The sequence below is a fragment of the Paracoccus beibuensis genome, from assembly GCF_026162625.1.
Classification (GTDB): Bacteria; Pseudomonadota; Alphaproteobacteria; order Rhodobacterales; family Rhodobacteraceae; genus Paracoccus; species Paracoccus beibuensis.
Map to the genome: position 1 here is coordinate 241794 of NZ_JAOTBD010000001.1, position 16222 is coordinate 258015.

Consider the following 16222-nt stretch of genomic DNA (forward strand, 5'->3'; position numbering starts at 1 on the left):
GTGCTGCAGAACGGTTCAGGACAGCGTTCCCTTTGCCGTCAGCCGCGTCGCGCCGCCCAGATACCTGTGCAGGGCCTGGGGCAGCACGACCGAACCGTCGACCTGCTGGCCGTTTTCCAGAATCGCGATCAGCGCGCGTCCGACGGCCAGCCCGGACCCGTTCAGCGTATGCACGAATTCCGGCTTGCCGCCGCCCTCGAGGCGATAGCGCGCGTTCATGCGTCGCGCCTGGTAATCGCCGCAATAGCTGACGCTGCTGATCTCGCGATAGCGGTCCTGGCCGGGCAGCCACACCTCGAGGTCGTGGGTGATCCGCGCGCCCGCGCCCATGTCGCCGGTACACAGCACGACGGTCCGGTAGGGCAGGTCCAGCGCTTCCAGAACGGCTTCGGCGCAGCGGGTCATCCGCTCATGTTCGGCCAGGCCGCTGTCGGCGTCGGTGATGGACACCATCTCGACCTTCTCGAACTGGTGCTGGCGCAGCATCCCGGCGGTGTCGCGGCCCGCGCTGCCGGCCTCGGACCGGAAGCACTGACTGTGCGCGACCATCCGGCGGGGCAGGCTGGCGTGATCGACAAGGTCGCCATGCACCGTGTTGGTCAGCGTCACCTCGGACGTGGGGATCAGCCAGTACCCCTCGCGGGTCAGATAGCTGTCCTCGCCGAACTTGGGCAGTTGACCGGTGCCCAGCATCATGTCCTCCAGCACGAGGACCGGGGTCCAGGTCTCCTCCAGCCCGTGCTGGTCGATGTGCAGGTCGATCATGAATTGCGCCAGCGCCCGGTGGATGCGGGCGACCGCGCCCTTCAGCACGACGAAGCGGCTGCCCGACAGCTTGGCGCCCGTTTCGAAATCCATGCCGGGCTTGACGCCCGCTATGTCGAAATGCTCTTGCGGATGGAAGTCGAAGCCGGGCGGGGTGCCCCAGCGCCGCAGCTCGACATTGTCGTCTTCATCCTTGCCATCAGGCACGATTTCCAGCGGCAGGTTCGGGATGCCCATCAGCAGGTCGCGCAACTGCGCATCCAGATCGGCGGCCTCGGCGTGCATGGCGGCGATGTCGGACTTGGTCTGCGCGACCAGCGCGCGAAGTCGCTCGAACTGGGCGTCGTCTCCGCGGGCCTTGGCGGCACCGACCTCCTTGCTGGCCTTGTTCTGGTCCGCCTGCGCGGTTTCGGCGGCGCTGATCCGCGCGCGACGGTCGCTGTCCAGCGACAGGATCTGCGAGGTCAGGCCGTGCAGCCCACGCCGGTTCAGCGCCTGTTCGAAGGCCTCGGGGTTGTCACGGATCGCACGGATGTCATGCATGGCGGCACCTTCGCAATTTGCATCGCCGCTTGCCTAGCGCAAGGACGCGCCCGACAAAAGCCCGCCGCATCTTCCCCGCGCGATAATCGTCGTCAGGACGCCGCCAGGTCGACGCCCGCGCGCTGCATCATCTCCTCCAGCACCGGATGGAAATAGTGCTTGCCGACATAGCCTTCGACGCGCCCGATCTCGGTGCCGCGGTCCAGAAGGATGAAGCTGGGTGTGATGCGCGGGCGCCGGTCCAGTGCCAGCCCGTCGGGGAAGGGGCCGTCGACATCGACATCGAACAAGGGCGCCACCCGTCCGGCGGGCGAGGCGGCATAGCCTGGCGCGATCTCTGCCCGCCAGGCGCGGCAGAAGTGGCAATAGGGGGACGAGACCATCATCAGCTGCAGGGGCTGCGCGGACCAGTCCTGCTGCGCCCATGCGCGTCCAGCCACCGCCAGCACCGGCAGCGCAAGAACCACGGTCCTTCGGGACAGCTTGGGCATGCCGGTCCTCCCTGACGATGCGCAATCTAGGCCCGCGCCCCCTCGGGCACAAGGACCAGACCGGGGGCGCGGGGATTGTCGGTCGGTTGCATCTGGTCCAATGTTCCGGCCGATCTGAACGGGGCGATGGATGGACGAACTTCTCGAACCTCTGACGCAGGGCGACCGCCGGGCGCTGTCGCGGGCAATCACGCTGGTCGAATCGACCCGGCCCGACCACCGCGACCGCGCGCAACGGCTGATCGGGGCGCTGCCCGACCGGCAGGCGCTGCGCATCGGGCTGTCGGGCACGCCCGGTGTCGGCAAGTCCACCTTCATCGAGGCCTTCGGCACCCGCCTGACCGAACAGGGCCTGCGCGTGGCCGTTCTGGCGGTCGATCCGTCCTCGGCCCGGTCCGGCGGCTCGATCCTGGGCGACAAGACCCGGATGGAGCTTCTGTCCCGCAACCCCCGCGCCTTCATCCGCCCGACCCCCTCCAGCGCCCAGCTTGGCGGCGTCGCCCGCCGGACCAGAGAGGCGATCCGCCTTTGCGAGGCCGCAGGCCACGACGTCATCCTGATCGAGACGGTCGGCGTCGGACAGTCCGAAACGCTGGTCGCCGACATGTCGGACCTTTTCATCCTGCTGCTGGCCCCGGCGGGCGGGGACGAGCTGCAGGGCGTCAAGCGCGGCATCATGGAGATGGCCGACCTGATCCTGGTCAACAAGGCCGACGGAGAGCTGATGTCATCGGCCCGCCGTACCGTCGCGGATTATGCGGGCGCTCTGCGCCTGCTGCGCAAGCGACCGCAGGACCCCGAGGGCTTTCCCCAGGCGCTGCCGGTTTCGGCCGCCACGGGCGCGGGCCTTGACGAGGCCTGGGACCGGATGTGCCAGCTGGTCGACTGGCGGCGGGCGCACGGGCATTTCGACAGCATTCGCGCCCAGCAGGCCCGCCATTGGTTCCTGGCCGAACTGCGCGCCGGTCTTCTGGCGCAGCTGGACACGCCCGACGCGCGCAGGCGGGTCGAGGATCTGGGGCAGTCGGTGGCTGCGGGCGACCTGGCCCCCGGGATCGCTGCGCGCCAGGTGCTCGACTGGCTGGGCGCGCGGGAATAGCTGCCCGATTTCACGCCCCACACCCCGCGCGAATCGCGTATGACGGTGCGGGAAAGGGGTGATGCGATGCGTGACCTGACGGATCATGACCAACTTTATGCCGCGCTGCTGGCGCGCGATGCGGCCTATGAGGGCGTGGCGCTGGTCGGCGTCACCACGACCGGGATCTTCTGTCGGCTGACCTGTCCGGCCAGAAAGCCCCGGCCCCAAAATTGCCGCTGGTTTCCCGACGCCGCCGCCGCCAAGGCCGCCGGCTTCCGCGCCTGCCTGCGCTGCAAACCCGGGGGGGCGCAGGCGGATGCGCATCCGCTGATCGCCGATCTGACCGCAGCCCTTGCCGCCCGCCCCGACCACCGCTGGTCCGAGGCGGACCTGGCTGCCCGCGGTCACGATCCGTCGACTGTCCGGCGGCTGTTCCGCCAGCATTTCGGGCAGAGCTTTCTGCAGATGGCCCGCACCGCGCGGCTGCGGCAGGGAATGGCGACGCTGCACAAGGGGGGCAGGATGATCGATGCACAACTGGAGGCCGGCTTCGATTCGTCCTCGGGGTTTCGCGAAGCGTTCCGCGCGCTGTTCGGCCACGCGCCGCACCAGATGCAGGGCGACCTGCGCGCCGACTGGATCGACACGCCCCTTGGCGGGATGGTCGTCATCGCCGACGACGACGCGCTGCACCTGCTGGAATTCGTGGACCGCAAGGCGCTGCCGCAGGGTCTGCGGCGGCTGTCGGCGCTGGTCGGCGGGCGCATCGGGCTGGGCCGGACGGCGGTGACGGACCAGACCGAGGCCGCGCTGGCCCGATTCTTCGAGGGCCGCGACGGGCGGCTGGACCTGCCCCTGCGGCTTGTGGGAACGCCCTTCCAGGCCCGCGTCTGGCAGGCGCTGCGCGACATCCCGGCAGGAGAGACGCGCAGCTACGCCCAGCTTGCCGCCGCCATCGGCCAGCCGTCCGCCGTCCGTGCGGTGGCTGCGGCCAATGGCGCGAACCGGCTGGCACTGGTCGTGCCCTGCCACCGGGTGATCGGCAGCGACGGCAGCATGACGGGCTATGCCGGCGGCCTCTGGCGGAAGGAACGCCTGATCGCGCTGGAATCCGGCTATCGCGCGGCGAATCGCCCGACAAGGCTTGACGCAGGCCCCGCATCGCTGTAACCACCCGCGAACGGAATTCCGGGCGCTGCCTCGCGGCGCCCTTTCACATTGGGACGGACCCACTGCCGGGAACGCCCGCATAGCTGAGACGAAGGAACACAACCATGTCGCGCGTCTGCGAACTGACCGGCAAAGGCCCGATGACCGGTAACAATGTCAGCCATGCCAACAACAAGACCCGTCGCCGGTTCCTGCCGAACCTGAACGAGGTCACGCTGTTGTCCGAAAAGCTGGGCCGTGGCTACTCGCTGCGGATCTCGGCCGCCGCCCTGCGGTCGGTCGATCACCGTGGCGGGCTGGACGCCTTCCTGGCCCGCGCCAAGGACACCGAACTGTCGGACCGTGCGCTGAAGATCAAGCGCGACCTGTCCAAGGCCGAAGCCGAGACCGCCTCGGCCTGAGCCGCAGCAGCCGGCAACCTGCGCAGCCCCGTCCCTTCGGCGGGGCTTTCGCATGCCTGCGACCGATTGACCGCTGACCCGCCACGCCCGGTCAGCTAGGGTCCCGCCATGTTCCGTCCCGTGCCCTTCGCCCTGATCCTTGTCGTGATGCTGACCAGCATCGGGCTGGGTGCTGCGCGCGGCACCGTGCGCCAAGGGACCGAGGTCGTGCTGTGCACCGGGCACGGGGTCGTCGTCACGGTTCTTCCCGACGACGGGGGCCGTGCCGCCCATGTCTGCCCCGACATGGCCCTTGCCGTGCTGGTCGCGGTTGGCTCCGCTGATGTCGCGTTGCCGCAGCGCGTGTCGGGCACCCTCGGGGCCACGACGGCGCGGCGTGCGCCTACCCGGACCTTCCGGCGCACCGCCATCCGGGTGCGCGATCCTCCGGTTCTCCTCGTTGCCTGAGAATCACTTTTTAGAACACGAGGACCATCATGAAGACCCTGACCCTTGCCGCCGTTGCGGCCCTTTTTCCCGTTGCCGCGCTGGCGCATGACGGCATGCACATCAACGACGCCTATGCCCGCAGCGCCAACCCCAAGACCGGCGCGATCTTCCTGACGCTGGAAAACCATCGCAAGGTGGCCTGTTCGCTGCAATCCGTCGCCTCGGACGCGGCCGATCGGGTCGAGCTGCACAGCCATTCCGAGGAGAATGGCGTGATGCGCATGGGCGCCATCGAGGGTGGCATCACCGTTCCCGCCGGCGGGACGCACCAGCTTGCGCGCGGTGGCGATCACGTGATGCTGATGGGCCTGACCCGTCCGCTGGCCGATGGCGACAGCATCGATCTGACGCTCGACTTCGGCGACTGCGGCAGCGAAACGACCACCGCGGTCGTCGACAACCAGCGAGAGGACGCCGCCGCCGAACATGGCGACCACGCCGGTCACTGACCGGCTGTCACGCCGCGCGGCTGACCAGCTGCGCGGCCACCGGCCCAAGATGCCCCACCATCAGCCGCACTCCCTCGGCCGACGGATGCACGCCGTCCAGCAGCAGGCCCGCCTGCCGGTCGCGCGGCGCGGCAAGCAGCGGCCCATAAAGGTTCGGTAGCAGCAGCGCATCGTGCCGGGTCGCCAGCCGGGGCCAGATCCCGGCCCAAGCCCGCCGGGATGCCGCATCCTTGCCGGGGCCACCGACGCCGACCAGCAGCAGCGACCGACCGCCCCTGCCGGCGATGGTCAGGATCGCGTCGAGGTTCCTTTCCGCCTGGTCCGCCTGCCAGCCGCGCAGCATGTCGTTGCCGCCAAGTTCGACGATGACGGCGTCGGGACGGTGACGCCGCAGCGACGGTCCGATGCGGACGCGACCGCCATAGGCGGTGTCGCCGGACAGCCCCCCGTCGATCAGCCGCGCCGGATGCCCGTTCGCCTCCAACCAGTTCGACAGCTGCGGCACCAGCCCCTGGCCGGGCGGCAGGCCATAGCCCGCCATCAGGCTGTCGCCGAAGCACAGGATGCGCGGCACGACTTGCGCCCGGGCCGTGGCGGGCAGCGCCAGGGTCAGGGCAGCGGCGGTCAGCAGCTGACGGCGGGACAGGGTCATGCGGCGCTCCGCAGCCGTAGGGCGTTGCCGACCACGAAGACAGAGGACAGCGCCATCGCCGCCGCCCCCAGCATCGGAGAGAGCTGCGGTCCCCCGAACGGCACCAGCACGCCCATCGCCACCGGGATCAGCGCTGCGTTATAGGCAAACGCCCAGAACAGGTTCTGGCGGATATTGCGCATCACCGCCCGCGACAGGCGAATCGCCCGCACGACGCCTTGGGGATTGCCTGACATAAGCACCGCGTCGGCGGATTCGATGGCGATGTCGGTGCCGGTGCCGATCGCGATGCCGGTCTCGGCGGCGGCCAGCGCGGGGGCGTCGTTGATGCCGTCGCCCACGAAGACGCTGCCCTTGCCCATGCCATGGATTGCGGTCAGCTTGTCCTCGGATGTCAGGCCGGCCTTGATCCGGTCGATGCCGATGCGCGCGCCGACGGCCTGCGTTGTGGCAAGGAGGTCGCCCGACAGCATCGCCGTTTCCAGACCCAGCCGGTGCAGATCGGCCACCGTGGGCGCGGCCTCGGGGCGTTCCGGGTCGGCCAGGGCAAAGGTCGCCACGTGTCGACCATCGACGGCCAGGTGGACGGGGGTCGCGCCCTGACGGGCCGCGTCATCGGCCTGCGCAAGCAGGGCCGGGGCAGGGGGGACGCCGCCAGCCTCCAGCGCCGCACGGTTGCCGATCAGCAGGTCCTGCCCCTCGACCGAGGCCGTTAGACCACGTCCGGCGGTGGCCGTGACCGAGCGGGCGGCGGGCAGGTCCATGCCCTCGGCTTCGGCCAGGATGGCGGCGGCAAGGGGATGTTCGGACCGAGCCTCGGCGGCGGCGGTAAAGCGCAGCGCATCGTCGCGCCCGATGCCGTCGGTCCAGATCGCGGTGACCCGCGGGCGACCCTGCGTCAGCGTGCCGGTCTTATCAAAGGCCACGACCCGCGCACCTGCCAGCTTCTGCAGCGCATCGCCCCGCCGGAAGAGGACGCCAAGCTGCGCACCCCGACCGCTGCCGACCATGATCGACACCGGCACGGCGAGACCCATGGCGCAGGGGCAGGCGATGATCAGCACCGACACGCTGGCAACGACAGCATGGGCCAGCCCCGGCCCCCAGATCAGCCACAGCACGAAGGTCAGCGCCGCCAGCGCCATCACAACCGGCACGAAGATCAGCGTCACGCGGTCGACCAGCGCCTGCACCGGCAGCCGGGCGGCCTGCGCCTGCTCGACCAGCGCCACGATCCGCGACAGGACGGTGTCCGACCCGGTCGCGGTGACGCGATAGGTCAGGGCCGCCGATCCGTTCACCGTCCCGCCGGTGACCTTGTCGCCCGGGGCTTTCGAGGCCGGGACAGGTTCCCCTGTCAGCATCGACTCGTCGACGGGACCCGAACCGTCGGTCACCACGCCGTCCAGCGCCACCCGTTCGCCGGGGGCCAGCAGCAGCAGGTCGCCGTCGCGCAGATCGGCGACCGGCAGCTTGACCGGACGTCCGTCGCGCAGGGCTGTCGCCGTGTCGGGCGCCAGCGCGATCAGCGCGCGGATCGCGGCGCCGGCCTGCCCCTTGGCGCGCGCTTCCAGCCAGCGGCCCATCAGGATCAGAGTCATGATTACCGCCGCCGCCTCGAACCAGACCTGACGCGAGGATGCCGGCACCAGCCCCGGCGCCAGCGTCACCACGGTCGAGAACAGGAACGCCGTCCCCGCGCCGAGGGCGACGAGGCTGTTCATTTCGGGTGCACCGCGGCGCAGGGCCGGGATGCCTGCCGTGAAGAAGCGCCGCCCCGGACCCGCCAGAACCGCCAGCGTCAGCACCATCTGCGCCAGCCACAGCGCCTGCGTCGGGACCAGCCCGTGCAGCCAGTGGTGAAAGCCGGGAATGGCATGTCCACCCATCTCGACTAGGAAGACCGGCAGGGTCAGGGCAAGGGCCGTCAGGAAAGCGCGCCGAAGGTCGGGCGCCTGATCGGGCGGCGGCGCGGCCAGGCAGTCGGGCACGGCGACTTTGGCGGGATAGCCCAGGTGGGTGATGGCCTGCGCCAGCGCCTCGGGCGACAGGCCGGGCGCGTGGGTCACCTCGGCCCGGTGGGTGGCCAGGTTCACCTGCGCCTGCGCGACATCGGGGCGGACGGTCAGAGCGCGGGTGATCCGCCCCGAGCACGAGGCGCAGCTCATCCCGTCGATGGTCAGGCGGGTGGTGGTCAGCTGCGCGGGATAGCCCGCCTGCTCCAGTGCGTCCTGCACCTGCGGCAGGGTGGCGCCGTCAAGCCGCAGATGCGCGCGCTTGGTGACGGGGTTCACGTTCAGGTCGCTGACGCCGGGCAGGGCGGTCAGGGCACGGGTCACACGGCCGGCGCAGGACGCGCAGCTGATGCCCGGAATGGTCAGGTCAAGTTCGGTGGCGGAGGTCATGTCCAGATGTCCCAAGGTTGCGGATCGGTCGCAGCAACATTGGGGCCGCCGGCGGCGCCTGCGGGCGCGATGGCGCGCGGTCAGCCAGCTGAGCGTGCGGGAGCGCCTCCAGGTGCACCGGCACGGGGCGCGGTGCGGGCCGCGACAGGCGCGGCCGGGCGGACATGTGGCAGCGGCAGGCTCGGTCGCCCCGGCCCCGGCACAGATGGGCCGGACGGACAGTCGCCTTGCGGCGGCGAGGTTGCGAATTGCTGCAGCACATGCCCAACAGATGTGGCCCGTGTGCGCCTCGGTCAAGGCTCAACGTCGACGTGAGTTGCGGGGGGTGCCGCTTTTCCTGTAACCATGGGCCGAATGTTCCGGACGAGGATGAAGCATGAACCGCCGTCAGATGATCTCGCTGGCCCTGCCTCTGGCCGTTGCGCTGGCCGCCGCGCCGTCGCTGGTGATGGCACAGGCCGCACCCGTCGCCCCGGCTGCGGCCGATCCCTATGTTCCGACCGAGGTCGCCATCCGCGAGGATTTCGAGGTCGGCAGCATCGTCGTGGTCAGCCGCGACTTCTTCCTCTACCACGTCATCGCGCCGGGCCGGGCGATCCGCTACGGCGTCGCCGTCGGCAAGGACGAACTGGTCTGGAAGGGCAAAGCGACCATCGGGCGCAAGGTCGAATGGCCCAGCTGGCGCCCGACGCAGGACATGATCGAACGTAACCCGGACGCGTACCAGAAATATGCCGATGGCATGCCCGGCGGTCCGAAGAACCCGCTGGGGGCGCGGGCGCTCTATCTCTATAACGCCCAGGGCCAGGACACGGCGATCCGCATCCACGGGACGACCGATCCCGGATCGATCGGCCGGGCGGTGTCGAACGGCTGCCTGCGGATGCGCAACGAAGCCGTGATCAGCCTGTTCGACCAGGTCCCGGTCGGCACGCCCGTCTACGTCTTCTGATCTTGACCCTGCGCCTGTCACGGGTGGCCGACCCCGCGCTGTCGAGGTTCGACCAGATCATCGACGCCCGCTCTCCGGCGGAATATGCCGAGGATCACCTGCCCGGCGCGATCAGCCTGCCCGTCCTCAACGACGAGGAGCGGGCGCGCGTCGGCACGATCTATAAGCAGGTGTCGCCCTTTGACGCCCGCAAGATCGGCGGCGCGCTGGTCATCGCGGCCATCGCCCGCCACATCGCGGGGCCGCTGGCCCATCACGACGGGGCGTGGCAGCCGCTGGTCTATTGCTGGCGGGGCGGGCAGCGCTCCGGCGCCTTCACGACGCTTCTGCGAGAGGTCGGCTGGCGCGCCGACCGGATCGAGGGCGGCTACAAGGCCTGGCGCCGGCTGGTCGTGGACCTGGTGCAGAATGGCCCGGTTCCCGCGCCGGTGATCGTTCTGGACGGCAATACCGGCAGCGCCAAGACCGAGATCCTGCTGCACCTGGCCAGCCGCGGGCACCAGGTCATCGACCTGGAGGGGCTGGCGAACCACCGGGGCAGCATCTTCGGCGGCATGCCAGGTGGCCAGCCCAGCCAGAAGATGTTCGAGGGCCGCCTGGCGCTGGCCCTTGAGGCGCTGGACCCCACCCGACCGGTGCTGGTCGAGGCCGAGAGCAGCCGGATCGGCGATCTGAACGTTCCCAAGGCGATGTGGCAGGCGATCTGCGCCGCCCCGCGCGCCCGGCTGGAGGTGCCGGTCGAGGCGCGCGCGGTCTTCACCGCCGACCGTTATGCCGAGGTGCTGGGCGACGGCGTCCGCATGGCGCCGATTCTGACCCAGCTGACGCCGCTGCACCCCGCCGACCGGATCGCCATGTGGCGGGAGATGCTGGCGGTCGGCGACCTCTACGGAATTTCGGAGAGCCTGCTGCGGGACCACTACGACCCGCGCTACCAACGCCACCGGTCGCGGCATGACGACGGGCGCGGGCAGGTGGTGTTCCTGCACGGGCTGACGGACCTTGAGGCGGCGACCTCGAAGGTCGAGGCCGCATTGGCCCGGATGCAGCCGTCCACGGGATCGGCGATCGGCGGCTGATCATGTCCGCGGCATCACGATGGGCGCGGGCAGGTGGCGTCGCATAAGACGCTGTTGAAACCGGCGGCTGCAGGTCGACGCCCATCGGCCGCATTCAGCCGTCCAGGCGTCTGTTCGACGCCTGACCGTGTTGGCAGGATTGCCCGAGACAGCGTGTAAGCCGACTTGCGACTTCGGACAGACCGTGAACCCTCAGTCGCGCAGGAAGCGGCGCAGGACGGCCTCGAGCTTGGCAGCGCCCAAGGGCGCCATTGCTTCGGTATGATCGTGGCTGATCGCCTCGTCCGACAGGCCCGCCCCCATGTTGGTGATTACCGAGATCGCGGCGCAGCGCAGCCCCAGGAAGCGCGACAGGATGATTTCCGGCACGGTGGACATGCCCACGGCATCGGCACCAAGAGTGCGGGCGGCGCGGATCTCGGCCGGGGTTTCGAAGCTGGGGCCCGAAAACCAGCAATAGACGCCCTCTGGCAGCTCCACGCCTTCGGCCTCGGCGGCCGCGCGCAGGCCGGCCCGCATGTCGACGTCATGCGCGTCGGTCATGGGCACGAATCGGGCGTCCGTCGCCTCTCCGATCAGGGGGTTCGTTCCGGCGAAGGCGATGTGATCGCTTAGCAGCATCAGCGCGCCGGGCGGGATGTCGGAGCGCAGCGAGCCGGCCGCATTCGTCAGGATCAGGCGGTCGCAGCCAAGTTCGGCCAGCACCTCCAGCGGCAGGCGCATGGCGTCGGCACGGCCCGATTCGTAGTAATGCGACCGCCCGCCGAAGACGGCGACGCGGGTGCCCTCCAGTTGGCCGATCACCAGTTGCGGGACATGGCCGGACACGCCGGCATGGGGAAAGCCCGGCAGGTCCGAGTAGGGGATGGCGACGCCCTCTACCTTGGCCGCCAGGTGCCCCAACCCGGACCCGAGGATCATGCCGAACGCTGGCGGCTTATCCCCGGCGCGCTCGCGGATAAGGGCGGCGAGCTCAGCGCTCCTTGACATAGGGCTCTCCTCCGGCGCGGGGCGGGACGGCGCGGCCGACGAAGCCCGCCAGGATCACCACCGTCAGGATATAGGGCAGCGCGTTCATGAACATCGAGGGGACGGTGACGAAGCCCAGGTCGAGGTCGGGATAGAGGTTCGCGATCGCCTCGAGGAGGCCGAAGAGGAAGGTCGCGAACAGCGCCTGCCAGGGCCGCCACTTGGCGAAGATCAACGCCGCCAGGGCGATGAACCCGCGGCCTGCCGTCATCTCCTTGACGAAGCCGGCCGACAGAGCCGTGGCTAGATAGGCCCCGGCGATGCCGGTCAGCACGCCGCAGATCGCCACCGCCGCATAGCGCAGCCGTGTCACCGATACGCCCGAGGTATCGACCGAGGCGGGGTTTTCCCCCACGGCCCGCAGCCGCAGGCCAAAGCGCGTGCGGAACAGCACCCACCAGGTCAGCGGCACCAGCGCGAAGGCGACATAGACCAGGATCGTGTGCCCCGAGATCAGACCGGAATAGATCGGCCCCAGCACCGGCACGTCGCGCAGCGTGTCCGCAAAGGGCAGGGTGATCGGATTGAACCGGCCCGCCCCGGTCAGCGACGGCGTGCGACCGCCAAGGCCGAAGGCGTTCTGGCCGACCAGCACCGTCAGGCCCGAGGCGAGAAAGTTGATCGCCACGCCCGAGATCAGCTGGTTGCCCTTGAAGGTGATCGAGGCAAGCCCGTGGACCAGCGACAGCACCAGCGCCCCGGCGATCCCCGCCGCCAGCCCCAGCCAGGCGCTGCCCGTCAGGAACGCGACCGAGGCCGAGGTGAAGGCCGCCATCAGCATCTTCCCCTCAAGCCCGATGTCGAAGACGCCGGCCCGTTCGGAATAGAGCCCCGCCAGGCAGGCCAGCAGCAGGGGCGTCATCAGGCGCAGCGCGCTGCCGATGCCCTGCTGCGCAGCCGTCCCGTCGGCCAGCGCCCAGACAAGGCAGATCGCCAGCACGATGATGGCGATGAAGGAATCCTTGATGTTCATCCCTTGGCCCCCCCGGTCCGGCGGCGGGACAGGAACAGACGCTCCAGTGGCACGCGGACCATGTTGTCCAGCGCGCCCGTGAGCAGGATCACCAGCGCCTGGATGACCACGATCAGCTCTCGCGGGATGGTCGTCCACAGCGCCAGTTCGCCCCCGCCCTGATAGAGAAAGCCGAACAGCAGCGCCGCCAGAAGGATACCGAGCGGGTGGTTGCGGCCCATCAGCGCCACGGCGATGCCGATGAAGCCCGCGCCTTCGACGGCGTTCAGGACCAGGCGTTCCGATTCGCCCATGACGTTGTTGATCGCCATCAGCCCTGCCAGACCGCCCGAGATCAGCATGGCGATCACGGTGATGCGGACGGGGTTGATGCCGGCATAGACGGCGCCCGGTTCGGACTTGCCCAAGGCGCGGATCTCGAATCCAAGACGCGTGCGCCAGATCAGCACCCAGACCAGCAGGCAGGCGGCCAGCGCCAGGAAGAAGGTGATGTTTGCGGGGGTGTTGCGCCCCCATTCGATGCCGATGGACGCGAACAGGTCGGTCAGCGCCGGCAGGTTCGTCGACTCGGGAAACCGGGCCGAGGCCGGGTCCATGCTGCCCACTGGGCGCAGCTTGTTGACCAGCACGTAATTCAGCAGCGCTGCCGCGATGAAGTTGAACATGATCGTTGTGATCACGATGTGGCTGCCGCGCTTTGCCTGAAGGATCGCCGGGATGAAGGCCCAGGCCGCGCCGAACAGCGCCGCCCCGACCATGGCAACAGGCAGCGCGAGTGCCCAATGCGGCAGCGGGATATTCAACAGCACCAGCGCGACTCCCAGTCCGCCCATCGCCGCCTGACCTTCGCCGCCGATGTTGAACAGGCTGGCGTGATAGGCGACGGCGACCGCCAGTCCGGTGAAGATGAAGTTCGTCGCATAATAAAGCGTGAACCCCCAGCCATAGGACGACCCCAGCGCGCCCTCGACCATCGTGGTCAGCGCGACCCAGGGGCTTTCGCCGATCGCCAGGATCACCAGCGCGGAAATTCCCATCGCCAGCACCAGAGAGATCAGCGGCGTCAGGATCACGTCCGCCCATTTCGGCATCTTGTCCATCAGGCGCGCTCCTCGGGGTGCTGGTCTTCGGGCGGGATGCCAGCGGTGGCGGGGGCGCTCATGTCGGTCACGCCGGCCATCAGCAGGCCCAGTTCCCCGGTGGTGGTCTGGTCCGGCAGCCTCTCGCCCATGATGCGTCCGTCGAACATGACCGCCACGCGGTCCGACAGCGACAGGATCTCGTCCAACTCGACCGAGACCAGCAGGATCGCCTTGCCGGCGTCGCGCAGTTCCACGATCCGCTTGTGGATGAATTCGATGGCGCCGATGTCCACCCCGCGCGTCGGCTGGCCGATCAGCAGCAGGTCGGGGTTGCGCTCGATCTCCCTCGCGACGACGATCTTCTGCTGATTGCCACCGGAAAAGTTGCGCGCCGCCAGGTTCGGGTCGCGCGGGCGGACATCGAACCGCTCCATCTTCTCGGCGGCGTCGCTGCGGATGGCGGCGTTGTCCATCAGCCAGCCCTTGTTGAATTCCGGCGCGTCCTGCCACCCGAAGGCGACGTTTTCCCAGGCCGCGAAGTCCATGATCAGCCCTTCAACCTGCCGGTCTTCGGGGATGTGGCCGATGCCGTCGCGGCGCCGCTGGCCGGCGTTGCACCTGCTCCCCGACAGGGGCAGGGGCTGGCCGTTCATCCGCACCTCGCCGCCGACCTTGGCATTCTTTGGGGGATAGCCGCCCAAAATCTCCAGCAGCTGGGTCTGGCCGTTGCCGCTGACGCCGGCGAGGCCCAGGATTTCCCCCGCACGGATGTCCAGGTTGACGCCGCGCAGGCGTTCCACGCCCTCGTCGTCGACCATGCTCAGGTTGCGCATCTCGAGCACCGGGGCCTGAGGCCGCGCCGGCTGCTTGTCGACGTTCAGCAGGACCTTGCGGCCCACCATCAGTTCGGCCAGCTCCTCGGGGCTGGTCTCGGCGGTGCGGACGGATGCCACCATCTCGCCCCGGCGCATGACGCTGACGCTGTCGGTGATCTCCATGATCTCGCGCAGCTTGTGGGTGATCAGGATGATCGTCTTTCCTTCGTCGCGCAGGCCTTCCAGGATGCGGAACAGGTGATCCGCCTCGGCCGGTGTCAGCACGCCCGTGGGTTCGTCCAGGATCAGGATATCGGCCTGGCGATAGAGCGCCTTCAGGATCTCGACCCGCTGCTGGTGACCAACCGAGAGCGAGTCGATCGTCGCGTCGGGGTCCACGTTCAGTTGATATTCGGCGGCCAGTTGCTTCAGCACGCCGCGCGCCTTGGACAGCGACGGGCGCAGCATGGCCCCGTCCTCGGCGCCCAGGATCACGTTCTCCAGCACGGTGAAATTTCGGACCAGCTTGAAATGCTGGAAGACCATGCCGATGCCGGCGCGGATCGCGGTCTGGCTGTCGGCGATGGTGATCGGGCGGCCGTCGACCAGAATCTCGCCCGCGTCGGGTTTGTAGAACCCGTAGAGGATCGACATCAGCGTGGACTTGCCCGCGCCGTTTTCGCCGATGATGCCGTGGATCGTGCCCTTGGGGACGCGCAGGTCGATATTGCGGTTGGCCTGGACCGGCCCGAACGCCTTCGAGATGCCGCGCAGCTCGATGGCAGCGGGGGCGGCCGTGTCCGACCGCCCCCCCACGCTTTTCCCTGCGGTCGCCATCAGCTGGCCGGGCAGGTGTTGTCGGTCATGTAGTCGTGCACCGAGATTTCGCCCGAGGCGATGGCGGCCTTGGCCTCGTCCACGGCGGCCTGCATCTCGGGGGTGACCAGCTCCTGGTTGTTCTCGTCGATGGCGACGTCCACGCCGCCCGCGGCCAGGTCCATGACCTTGATGCCGGGCTCCAGATCGGCACCCGCCACGAAGGCATCATAGACCGCGTTGTCCACCTGCTTGACCATCGAGGTCAGGACCTTGCCCGGGTGCAGCATGTTCTGGTTGCTGTCGACGCCGACCGACAGGATGCCTTCGTCGGCCGCTGCCTGCAGCACGCCGATACCGGTGCCGCCCGCCGCCGCATAGATCACGTCAGCCCCCTGAGAGATCTGCGCGCGCGCCAGCTCGCCCCCCTTCACGGGGTCGTTCCAGGCCGCCGGGGTCGTGCCGGTATAGTTGATCAGCACCTCGCCTTCCGGCTTCACCGACTTGAAGCCCTGCGCAAAGCCGCATTCGAACTTGTGGATCAGCGGGATGTCCATGCCGCCGATGAAACCGACGGTGTCCGATTCCGATGCCATGGCCGCCATGACGCCGGCAAGGTAGCTGCCCTGCTCCTCGGTGAAGACCACCGACTGCACGTTCGGCGCCTCGACCACCATGTCGATGATCGCGAACTTGGTGTCGGGATAATCGCCCGCCACTTGACTGAGGACGTCGCCGAAGGCAAAGCCGGTCATGACGATCGGGTTCGACCCGGATTCGGCCAAGCGCCGAAGGGCCTGTTCACGCTGCGCTTCCGACTGCATCTCCAGCTCGCGATAGCTGCCGCCGGTCTCCTCGACCCAACGCTGCGCGCCCATGTAGGCTGCCTCGTTGAAGGACTTGTCGAACTTGCCGCCAAGGTCGAAGATCAGCGCCGGATCGGCCAGGGCCGCGCCGGCCGACATCGCGGACAGCGCCGCGCCGGTCAGAAGCGATTTCATCAGCGTCATCAGGGAACCTCATCCTGTTT

16 protein-coding genes are annotated in these 16222 nt (G+C 69.0%); 7 read left to right on the top strand and 9 right to left on the bottom strand.

Annotated features, from left to right (window positions below):
• Positions 1 to 15 precede the first annotated feature (15 nt).
• Positions 16 to 1308 carry a serine--tRNA ligase gene (gene serS / locus OC159_RS01335; protein WP_265499342.1) on the bottom strand — a complete coding sequence of 431 codons (1293 nt, stop codon included), beginning with the start codon at positions 1306 to 1308 and terminating at the stop codon, positions 16 to 18.
• A 92-nt stretch (positions 1309 to 1400) separates the two neighbouring features.
• Entirely contained in the window at positions 1401 to 1799 is a 399-nt protein-coding gene (locus OC159_RS01340; protein ID WP_265499343.1) for a thioredoxin domain-containing protein, read from the bottom strand.
• Between the two features lie 130 nt (positions 1800 to 1929).
• Here OC159_RS01340 and meaB point away from each other — a divergent pair, with 130 nt between their 5' ends.
• The 5 genes from meaB to OC159_RS01365 all read left to right on the top strand — a co-directional run bounded on the left by meaB (position 1930) and on the right by OC159_RS01365 (position 5389).
• Entirely contained in the window at positions 1930 to 2898 is a 969-nt protein-coding gene (gene meaB / locus OC159_RS01345; RefSeq protein WP_265499344.1) for a methylmalonyl Co-A mutase-associated GTPase MeaB, read from the top strand.
• Positions 2899 to 2964: 66 nt separating this feature from the next.
• Positions 2965 to 4050, top strand: a complete 1086-nt coding sequence (locus OC159_RS01350; RefSeq protein ID WP_265499345.1) for a bifunctional transcriptional activator/DNA repair enzyme AdaA — start codon at positions 2965 to 2967, stop codon at positions 4048 to 4050.
• 104 nt (positions 4051 to 4154) lie between these two features.
• The gene (gene rpmB, locus OC159_RS01355) at positions 4155 to 4451 is read left to right on the top strand and encodes a 50S ribosomal protein L28 (RefSeq protein WP_265499346.1); all 297 of its coding nucleotides are present in this window, start codon (positions 4155 to 4157) and stop codon (positions 4449 to 4451) included.
• 108 nt (positions 4452 to 4559) lie between these two features.
• Complete coding sequence (locus OC159_RS01360; RefSeq protein WP_265499347.1) at positions 4560 to 4898, top strand: hypothetical protein; 339 nt, start codon at positions 4560 to 4562, stop codon at positions 4896 to 4898.
• A 29-nt stretch (positions 4899 to 4927) separates the two neighbouring features.
• Entirely contained in the window at positions 4928 to 5389 is a 462-nt protein-coding gene (locus tag OC159_RS01365; protein WP_265499348.1) for a copper chaperone PCu(A)C, read from the top strand.
• 7 nt (positions 5390 to 5396) lie between these two features.
• On the opposite strand, the gene OC159_RS01370 is transcribed toward OC159_RS01365, so the two are convergent.
• Together OC159_RS01370 and OC159_RS01375 are read right to left on the bottom strand one after the other, a co-directional pair.
• Positions 5397 to 6041, bottom strand: a complete 645-nt coding sequence (locus OC159_RS01370) for an arylesterase (protein WP_265499349.1) — start codon at positions 6039 to 6041, stop codon at positions 5397 to 5399.
• The gene (locus tag OC159_RS01375; protein WP_265499350.1) at positions 6038 to 8446 is read right to left on the bottom strand and encodes a heavy metal translocating P-type ATPase; all 2409 of its coding nucleotides are present in this window, start codon (positions 8444 to 8446) and stop codon (positions 6038 to 6040) included. The genes OC159_RS01370 and OC159_RS01375 overlap by 4 nt, the downstream gene beginning before the upstream one ends.
• Before the next feature lie 376 nt (positions 8447 to 8822).
• On the opposite strand from OC159_RS01375, the gene OC159_RS01380 reads away from it, so the two are divergent.
• Positions 8823 to 9398, top strand: a complete 576-nt coding sequence (locus OC159_RS01380) for a L,D-transpeptidase (protein WP_265499351.1) — start codon at positions 8823 to 8825, stop codon at positions 9396 to 9398.
• Positions 9399 to 9400: 2 nt separating this feature from the next.
• Positions 9401 to 10477, top strand: a complete 1077-nt coding sequence (gene mnmH / locus OC159_RS01385; protein WP_265499352.1) for a tRNA 2-selenouridine(34) synthase MnmH — start codon at positions 9401 to 9403, stop codon at positions 10475 to 10477.
• Between the two features lie 192 nt (positions 10478 to 10669).
• Here the strand turns inward: mnmH and OC159_RS01390 are convergent, their stop codons facing one another.
• Genes OC159_RS01390 through OC159_RS01410 form a run of 5 tightly spaced genes read right to left on the bottom strand, consistent with a single transcriptional unit; the run spans position 10670 to position 16202 of the window.
• Entirely contained in the window at positions 10670 to 11467 is a 798-nt protein-coding gene (locus OC159_RS01390) for a purine-nucleoside phosphorylase (RefSeq protein ID WP_265499353.1), read from the bottom strand.
• Positions 11451 to 12479 carry an ABC transporter permease gene (locus tag OC159_RS01395; protein ID WP_265499354.1) on the bottom strand — a complete coding sequence of 343 codons (1029 nt, stop codon included), beginning with the start codon at positions 12477 to 12479 and terminating at the stop codon, positions 11451 to 11453. The genes OC159_RS01390 and OC159_RS01395 overlap by 17 nt, the downstream gene beginning before the upstream one ends.
• Positions 12476 to 13579, bottom strand: coding sequence for an ABC transporter permease (locus OC159_RS01400; RefSeq protein WP_265499355.1), 1104 nt, complete (start codon positions 13577 to 13579; stop codon positions 12476 to 12478). The genes OC159_RS01395 and OC159_RS01400 overlap by 4 nt, the downstream gene beginning before the upstream one ends.
• Complete coding sequence (locus OC159_RS01405; RefSeq protein ID WP_265499356.1) at positions 13579 to 15213, bottom strand: ABC transporter ATP-binding protein; 1635 nt, start codon at positions 15211 to 15213, stop codon at positions 13579 to 13581. The genes OC159_RS01400 and OC159_RS01405 overlap by 1 nt, the downstream gene beginning before the upstream one ends.
• Entirely contained in the window at positions 15213 to 16202 is a 990-nt protein-coding gene (locus OC159_RS01410) for a BMP family lipoprotein (RefSeq protein WP_265499357.1), read from the bottom strand. Before OC159_RS01410 ends, OC159_RS01405 begins: the two co-directional genes overlap by 1 nt.
• Between the last annotated feature and the right edge of the window lie 20 nt (positions 16203 to 16222).

Excerpts from the sequence above, each read along its gene's own strand:
- serS (WP_265499342.1), bottom strand. The coding sequence starts at position 1,308 with ATGCATGACATCCGTGCGATCCGTGACAACCCCGAGGCCTTCGAACAG.
- OC159_RS01340 (WP_265499343.1), bottom strand. The coding sequence starts at position 1,799 with ATGCCCAAGCTGTCCCGAAGGACCGTGGTTCTTGCGCTGCCGGTGCTG.
- meaB (WP_265499344.1), top strand. The coding sequence starts at position 1,930 with ATGGACGAACTTCTCGAACCTCTGACGCAGGGCGACCGCCGGGCGCTG.
- OC159_RS01350 (WP_265499345.1), top strand. The coding sequence starts at position 2,965 with ATGCGTGACCTGACGGATCATGACCAACTTTATGCCGCGCTGCTGGCG.
- rpmB (WP_265499346.1), top strand. The coding sequence starts at position 4,155 with ATGTCGCGCGTCTGCGAACTGACCGGCAAAGGCCCGATGACCGGTAAC.
- OC159_RS01360 (WP_265499347.1), top strand. The coding sequence starts at position 4,560 with ATGTTCCGTCCCGTGCCCTTCGCCCTGATCCTTGTCGTGATGCTGACC.
- OC159_RS01365 (WP_265499348.1), top strand. The coding sequence starts at position 4,928 with ATGAAGACCCTGACCCTTGCCGCCGTTGCGGCCCTTTTTCCCGTTGCC.
- OC159_RS01370 (WP_265499349.1), bottom strand. The coding sequence starts at position 6,041 with ATGACCCTGTCCCGCCGTCAGCTGCTGACCGCCGCTGCCCTGACCCTG.
- OC159_RS01375 (WP_265499350.1), bottom strand. The coding sequence starts at position 8,446 with ATGACCTCCGCCACCGAACTTGACCTGACCATTCCGGGCATCAGCTGC.
- OC159_RS01380 (WP_265499351.1), top strand. The coding sequence starts at position 8,823 with ATGAACCGCCGTCAGATGATCTCGCTGGCCCTGCCTCTGGCCGTTGCG.
- OC159_RS01390 (WP_265499353.1), bottom strand. The coding sequence starts at position 11,467 with ATGTCAAGGAGCGCTGAGCTCGCCGCCCTTATCCGCGAGCGCGCCGGG.
- OC159_RS01395 (WP_265499354.1), bottom strand. The coding sequence starts at position 12,479 with ATGAACATCAAGGATTCCTTCATCGCCATCATCGTGCTGGCGATCTGC.
- OC159_RS01400 (WP_265499355.1), bottom strand. The coding sequence starts at position 13,579 with ATGGACAAGATGCCGAAATGGGCGGACGTGATCCTGACGCCGCTGATC.
- OC159_RS01405 (WP_265499356.1), bottom strand. The coding sequence starts at position 15,213 with ATGGCGACCGCAGGGAAAAGCGTGGGGGGGCGGTCGGACACGGCCGCC.
- OC159_RS01410 (WP_265499357.1), bottom strand. The coding sequence starts at position 16,202 with ATGACGCTGATGAAATCGCTTCTGACCGGCGCGGCGCTGTCCGCGATG.